The sequence below is a fragment of the Nocardioides sp. genome (assembly GCF_034670285.1).
Taxonomy (GTDB): Bacteria; Actinomycetota; Actinomycetes; order Propionibacteriales; family Nocardioidaceae; genus Nocardioides.
Window position 1 is genome coordinate 1 of the sequence record NZ_JAXMNS010000196.1, and the last position, 6,715, is coordinate 6,715.

The window sequence follows — 6,715 nt, forward strand, 5'->3', positions numbered from 1 at the left end:
CCCCCTCGACCCGGTCGGCCAGGCTGCGGAGGCGACCCCGTCGTCCGTCGCCACGCCGAGCCCCACCGCGACTCCGGCATCCGAGCCGACCCCCGCTTCCACGCCTGAGCCCACGCCCGAGCCCACGCCGGAGCCCACCCCGGTGGCGCCGCCCGAGCCCGCCGTACCGGCCGGGTCCGGGGAGGGGCGACGCGTGGTCTTCATCGAGACCGAGCAGCGGGTGTGGCTGATCGACGGCGACGGCGAGGTCGTGCGCACCTACCTGGCCTCCGGCAGCCTCACCGACAACCTCCAGCCCGGCACCTACTCGGTCTTCTCGCGCTCCGAGGACGCCTACGGCATCGGCGACTCCGGCACGATGTCGTGGTTCGTGCGCTTCACCCGCGGCCCGACCGGTGCCGCGATCGGCTTCCACGACATCCCGGTCCACGCCGGCGCCAAGGTGCAGACGAAGGCCCAGCTCGGCACCGAGCAGTCGCACGGCTGCATCCGTCAGCGCACCAAGGACGCCAAGCGGCTCTGGGACTTCGCCCCGCTCGGCACCACCGTCGTCGTCGTCTGACCCGTCCGCGGCTCCCGACCGGCCCCCAGAACGACCCCCAAAACGACGCCGAGTCGGCGCGTAGACGCGCCGACTCGGCGAAAACCTGATGTTGCGGTGTTGCGGTGTTGGTAGGGGGGCCTACTCGGAGGCGTTGCTGGGGGCGTTGTCGCCGGAGCTGCCCGAGCCACCCGAGCCACCGCGGCGGCGGCGGCGACGGTTGCGGCTGCCCGAGCTGCCCTCGGACCCACCGTTGCCGTTGCCGGCGTTGCTGCCACCGGTGCGGACCTCCTGAGCCTCTCCGGCGGTCACGGGGGCGTTGGTGTCGGCGCTGCCGGAGCCCTGGGTGAGGTTTTGACCGCTGCGGGTGCGCGAGCGGCTGCGGTTGCGGTTGGCCTCGCGGGGCTTGCGCTCACGGGGGGCGCGGTCGCCCTCGCGGGGCTTGCGCTCGACCGGCGCGGGGTCGACGACGCGGCCCTTCGTGCCGGGGGCGATGCCCTGGTCGTGGTAGAGGTGCTCGGAGGTCGAGTACGTCTCCTGCGGCTCGTCGAAGGGCAGGTCGAGGGTCTTGTTGATCATCTTCCAGCGGTGCAGGTCCGCCCAGTCGACGAAGGTGATCGCGGTGCCGGAGGCGCCGGCGCGACCGGTGCGACCGATGCGGTGCACGTAGGTCTTGTCGTCCTCGGGGCAGGTGTAGTTGATGACGTGCGAGACGCCGCGCACGTCGATGCCGCGGGCGGCGACGTCGGTGGCGACGAGCACGCGAATCTTGTCCTCGCGGAACTTCGTCAGCGCCTTCTCGCGGGCCACCTGAGCCATGTCGCCGTGCAGCGGGCTGGTCGGGAAGCCGCGCTCGGCGAGATCGTCGGCCACACGCTGGGCCTGACGCTTCGTGCGCGTGAAGACGATGATCTTCTCGGCGTCCTCGGCCTGCAGGACGCGGCCGATGATCTCGGGCTTGTCGAGGTCGTGGGCCTGGTAGATGAACTGCGCGGTCGCGGGCACCATCGAGGTGTCGTACGACGACTCGGCGCGGATGTTCATCGGGTGGCGCATGTGGGTGCGGGCCAGCGAGACGATCGCCGAGGGCATCGTGGCCGAGAACAGCATCGTCTGACGGGTCTCGGGAGTGAGGCTGAGCAGGCGCTCCACGACGGGCAGGAAGCCGAGGTCGAGCATCTCGTCGGCCTCGTCGAGCACGAGGGCGTGCACGTGGCCGAGGTCGAGGGCCTTGCGGTTGGCGAGGTCGATGAGGCGACCGGGGGTGCCGACCACGATGTCGACGCCGGACTCGAGGGCGTCGAGCTGGCCGTCGTAGCCGACGCCGCCGTAGACGGTCAGGACGCGCAGACCGCGGTCCTTGCTGGCCAGCTCCATGTCGGAGGAGACCTGGAGGGCGAGCTCGCGGGTCGGGGCGACGATGAGGGCCTGCGGCTTGCCCTGGGGCAGGTCGATGTAATCGGGGTCGTGGGGGGCCACGCTGCGCTGGATCACCGGGATGCCGAACGCGAGGGTCTTGCCGGTGCCCGTGCGGGCCTGGCCGATGAGGTCGGTGCCGAGCAGCGCGACCGAGAGGGTCATCTCCTGGATGGCGAACGGCTTGGTGATGCCGCCACGCTCGAGGGCGACGCAGATGTCGGGGTGCACACCGAGGTCACGGAAGGTGGTCTCGGCCACCGGCTCCGGAATGTCGGCGGGCACGGTGATGTGGCCGCCCTGGGCCTGCACGGGAGAATCAGTGGGTTCGGTCGTGATTTCGGAGTCGGTCACGTAGGTCGCTTTCGTCGGTCTTGATCAGTTCAGCCGGACAGCCGAGTGAGTACATCGGATCTGTGCGGCCGCTCGCGTCGACCGCGCACATGCTCGAGGGCCGGCCTGACTGGCACCGGATGGCGCCGCAGAGGGCGGCCGCTCGTGGGTCCAGGGTATCGGTAGGGTGCGAGCATGGCTGAATCCAGCGCGCCGACGGCCGCCCCCGTTGCAGGATCGTCGAACGGCTTCGAGGCCAACGAGGCGCTCGCCGACCCCGGCTACCGGGAGTCGGTGATCGACCTGCTGGGCGTGATCTCCTACGGCGAGATCACCGCGTTCGAGCGGCTGGCCGAGGACTCCAAGCTCGCTCCGACGCTGCAGGACAAGCTGGCGCTCGGCACGATGGCGAGCGTCGAGCTCACCAAGGTCGCGGCGCTGCACGAGCGCATCACCCAGCTCGGTGGCGACCCCTTCGAGGCGATGGCGCCGTTCTGCGCAGCCCTGGACAACTTCCACCGCCACACCGCGCCGTCCGACTGGCTCGAGGGCCTGGTGAAGGCGTTCGTCGGCGACGGTCTCGCCAACGACTTCTACCGCGAGATCGCAGCGTTCCTCGACCCGCAGACGCGCGAGCTGGTGGTCGCTTCTCTCGACGAGGACGGCGACCACGCGGCATTCGTGGTCACGCGGGTACGCGAGCTGATCGCGGCCGACCCGCCGCTGGGTGGTCGGCTGGCGCTGTGGGGACGTCGGCTCATGGGGGAGGCGCTCACTCAGGCCCAGCGGGTCGCGGCCGACCGCGACTCCTTGACGGCCCTGCTCACCGGTGGCGTCGACCGTCCGGGGCTGGATCTCGCGGCGCTGGGCCGGATGTTCACCCGGCTCACCGAGCGTCACCTCGAACGGATGGGCGAGCTCGGGCTGGACGCGTGAGTCCGTCGCCGGACCACGAGGTCAAGGCGTTCTGAAATGCGAGAAGACCCAGGGCCGAGGGCTCCTGGGTCTTCTCGGTTGATCAGCTGCGGAAGCCGACGGCTCCGACGTTGCTGCTGCCGATCTCGAGGTAGGCGACCTTGGACGCCGGAACGATGACGCGGCGGCCCTTGGTGTCGGTGAGAGCGAGGACGCCGTCGGCGCTGACCGCGTCGGCGAGCATCTTCTCGACCGAGTCAGCGCTCTCGTCGGTCTCCACGACGAGCTCGCGGGGTGCGTACTGGATGCCGATCTTGACCTCCACGGTCAGTCTCCTTCGTTGGTCGTGCGGGGCGTCGCGGCTGCGACGACCTGGAACAGGGCTGGAACAGGGCTGGAACAGGGCTGGAACAGGGGGCGTGTCAGTGCTCGTCGGTCAGCGGGTAGCCCCGGATGCCGCGCCACGCGAGCCCGGAGATCAGCGCCGCGGCCTGGTCACGGTCGAGACCGCCCTGGTCCGACAGCCAGAACCGTGCGCTGACCTGGGCCATTCCCACCAGTGAGACGGCCAGCAGGTGCGAGGCCTCGAGGGGAAGCCCGGTGTCGTCGCCGATGACCTCGGCGATCAGCTCGGCGCACTCGGTGGTGACGCGGTCGACGTGCTGGCGCACCGACGGCTCGTTGGTCAGGTCGGACTCGAAGACGAGGCGGAAGGCGCCGCTCTCGCTCCCCACGTAGTCGTAGAAGGCCGCGATCGCGGCTCCCACCCGCTGCTTGTTGTCGTGGGTGGAGACCAGCGCCTGGCGGCAGTTCTCGATGATCGCGTCGCAGGACGTGTCGAGCAGGGCCAGGTAGAGGTCCAGCTTGCCGGGGAAGTGCTGGTAGAGCACCGGCTTCGAGACACCGGCGCGCTCGGCGATGTCGTCCATGGCAGCGGCGTGGTAGCCCTGGCGCACGAAGACCTCCAGCGCGGACTCGAGCAGCTGGGCGCGGCGCTCCCGACGGGGGAGGCGCCCGCCACGTGGGCGGCCGGCGTCGACGTCGGGGGAGAGGTTGGGCACACCGGAACCCTACCCGCGGGTCCGGATGACGGGACGCCTGCGGTCACAGGTCGGCGAGGCGCGCGACCATGGACGGGAACACCGGGTGGTGGCGGGGTGTTGGGTCGGTACCGAGCGACGACTGCACGTCCCGACCTGCAGACCCGCACGTGCCACCCGTACGCCACCCACAAGGAGTGACCCACCGTGAGCTTTCCCGCGCTGGTCGAGCCCGCCGATGAGCTGACCATCGACGAGGTACGCCGCTACAGCCGCCACCTGATCATCCCCGACGTGGGGATGGGCGGGCAGAAGCGCCTCAAGAACGCCAAGGTGCTCGTCATCGGCGCCGGCGGCCTCGGCAGCCCCGCCCTGCTCTACCTCGCCGCTGCCGGAGTCGGCACGATCGGCATCGCCGAGTTCGACGAGGTCGACGAGTCGAACCTGCAGCGTCAGATCATCCACGGCCAGTCCGACATCGGTCGTCCGAAGGCCGAGTCGGCCCGCGACTCGATCAACGAGGCCAACCCCTACGTCAACGTGATCGTGCACAACGAGCGTCTCGACAACGACAACGTGTTCGGTGTGTTCGAGGGCTACGACCTCATCGTCGATGGCACCGACAACTTCGCGACCCGCTACATGGTCAACGACGCGGCGTACTTCTTGAAGATCCCCTACGTCTGGGGCTCGATCTACCGCTTCGACGGCCAGGCGTCGGTCTTCTGGCCGCACGCGGTCGACGAGAGCGGCACGTCCGTCGAGGCGCCCTGCTACCGCTGCCTCTACCCGGAGCCGCCCCCGCCGGGCATGGTCCCGAGCTGCGCCGAGGGCGGCGTCCTCGGTGTCCTCTGCGCGAGCATCGGCTCGATCCAGGTCAACGAGGCCATCAAGGTCCTCACCGGCATCGGCGACCCGGCCGTGGGCAAGCTCGTGATCTACGACGCCCTCGAGCTCGAGTGGCGCAAGCTCAAGGTCCGCAAGGACCCCAACTGCGCGCTGTGCGGCGAGAACGCGACGGTCACCGAGCTCATCGACTACGAGGCCTTCTGCGGTGCGATCTCGGAGGAGGCCGCCGATGCTGCCGCCGGCTCGACGATCTCGGTGACCCAGCTCGAGGCGATGCTCAAGGAGCGCGCCGACGGCAACCGTGACTTCGTGCTGGTCGACGTCCGTGAGCCCAACGAGTACGAGATCAACCAGATCCCCGGCTCGGTGCTGATCCCCAAGGGCGACTTCCTCAACGGCTCCGCCCTCGAGCAGCTGCCGTCGGTCGACTCCGGCACGCAGGTCGTCATGCACTGCAAGTCGGGCGTGCGCTCGGCCGAGACCCTCGCCATCGTGCAGGGCGCCGGGTACGACGACGCCGTGCACGTGGGCGGCGGGGTCGTGGCCTGGGTCAACCAGATCGACCCGAGCCAGCCCAGCTACTGACCCGGTCCTGACTCACCGACAGACCGCTCCTGGGCCACCCCAGGGGCGGTCTGGTCATTTCGGAAAGTTCTCCTAGTTATTTCGAGCTAGGTCGTAACTAGTCCGCCTTCGCTGCGTTGGGCAGTTGACCCCACTCACTGTCGTGCACCCTTTTTCAGGGTGACGACAACGCATCAGGAGGAACTCGGACCACCATGACCCCTCTCAAGAAGCTCGCCACGCTGGCGCTCGGCACCGCTGTCGCCGTCGGCACCACCCTCGCGGGAACCGCGTCGTCCAGCACCGCAGCGCCGACCTGGGCCCCGGCCGGCACCGCCAAGATCACCCCCGGCGTCCAGATGTACACCGACGGTGCCCAGTGCACCGCCAACTTCGTCTTCACCGACGCCTCCGACAACGTCTACGTCGGCTACGCCGCCCACTGCGCCGGTCTCGGCGCAGCGACCGACACCGACGGGTGCCTCAACGACTCGGTCGCGCTCGGCACCCCGGTCACCTTCAACACCGGTGGCTCGCTGATCTCCGGCGGCACCCAGGTCGGCACCGGCACCCTGGCCTACTCGTCGTGGCGCTCGATGCGGGCCAACGGTGAGACCGACTCCAACACCTGCGCCTACAACGACTTCGCGCTGGTCAAGGTCTCCGCCGCCGACAAGGGCAAGGTCAACCCCAGCATCCCCTTCTGGGGCGGCCCGACCGGCATCGACACCGACGGCACCACCGCCGGTGAGCGGGTCTACTCCTACGGCAACTCCAGCCTGCGCTTCGGTCTGAGCCCGCTCTCGCCCAAGACCGGCATCAGCCTCGGCGACAGCGCCGGCACCAACGGTTGGACCCACCCGCTCTACACCGTGACCCCGGGCGTGCCCGGAGACTCCGGCTCCGCGTTCGTGGACGCCGACGGTGAGGCCATCGGCACCCTGTCGACGCTCGGCCTCGCGCCGCTGCCGCTGTCGAACAACATCGGTGACCTGGCCAAGGAGCTTGCCTACGCCCAGGCCAACTCCGGTATCGCCGGCCTGGAGCTCGCGCTCGG

The 6,715-nt window shown here is 69.7% G+C and carries 7 protein-coding genes; 4 read left to right on the forward strand and 3 right to left on the reverse strand.

Annotated features, from left to right (window positions below):
• The coding region (locus VOI19_RS11140; protein WP_323793034.1) for a L,D-transpeptidase at positions 1-562 on the forward strand (562 nt) is incomplete at its 5' end.
• A 120-nt stretch (positions 563-682) separates the two neighbouring features.
• Here the strand turns inward: VOI19_RS11140 and VOI19_RS11145 are convergent.
• Positions 683-2,122, reverse strand: coding sequence for a DEAD/DEAH box helicase (locus VOI19_RS11145; protein WP_323793040.1), 1,440 nt, complete (start codon positions 2,120-2,122; stop codon positions 683-685).
• 363 nt (positions 2,123-2,485) lie between these two features.
• Here VOI19_RS11145 and VOI19_RS11150 point away from each other — a divergent pair, with 363 nt between their 5' ends.
• Positions 2,486-3,226 (forward strand): ferritin-like fold-containing protein, encoded by a 741-nt coding sequence (locus VOI19_RS11150; RefSeq protein WP_323793035.1) that lies wholly within the window; start codon positions 2,486-2,488, stop codon positions 3,224-3,226.
• An 82-nt stretch (positions 3,227-3,308) separates the two neighbouring features.
• Here VOI19_RS11150 and VOI19_RS11155 read toward each other — a convergent pair whose 3' ends face one another.
• Both VOI19_RS11155 and VOI19_RS11160 read right to left on the reverse strand, forming a co-directional pair.
• Positions 3,309-3,530 carry a DUF3107 domain-containing protein gene (locus tag VOI19_RS11155; protein ID WP_323793036.1) on the reverse strand — a complete coding sequence of 74 codons (222 nt, stop codon included), beginning with the start codon at positions 3,528-3,530 and terminating at the stop codon, positions 3,309-3,311.
• Between the two features lie 97 nt (positions 3,531-3,627).
• Positions 3,628-4,266 carry a TetR/AcrR family transcriptional regulator gene (locus tag VOI19_RS11160; RefSeq protein ID WP_323793037.1) on the reverse strand — a complete coding sequence of 213 codons (639 nt, stop codon included), beginning with the start codon at positions 4,264-4,266 and terminating at the stop codon, positions 3,628-3,630.
• 186 nt (positions 4,267-4,452) lie between these two features.
• On the opposite strand from VOI19_RS11160, the gene moeZ reads away from it, so the two are divergent.
• Entirely contained in the window at positions 4,453-5,679 is a 1,227-nt protein-coding gene (gene moeZ / locus VOI19_RS11165; RefSeq protein WP_323793038.1) for an adenylyltransferase/sulfurtransferase MoeZ, read from the forward strand.
• A 194-nt stretch (positions 5,680-5,873) separates the two neighbouring features.
• A partial coding sequence (locus VOI19_RS11170; RefSeq protein WP_323793039.1) for a hypothetical protein occupies positions 5,874-6,715 on the forward strand: 842 nt, incomplete at its 3' end.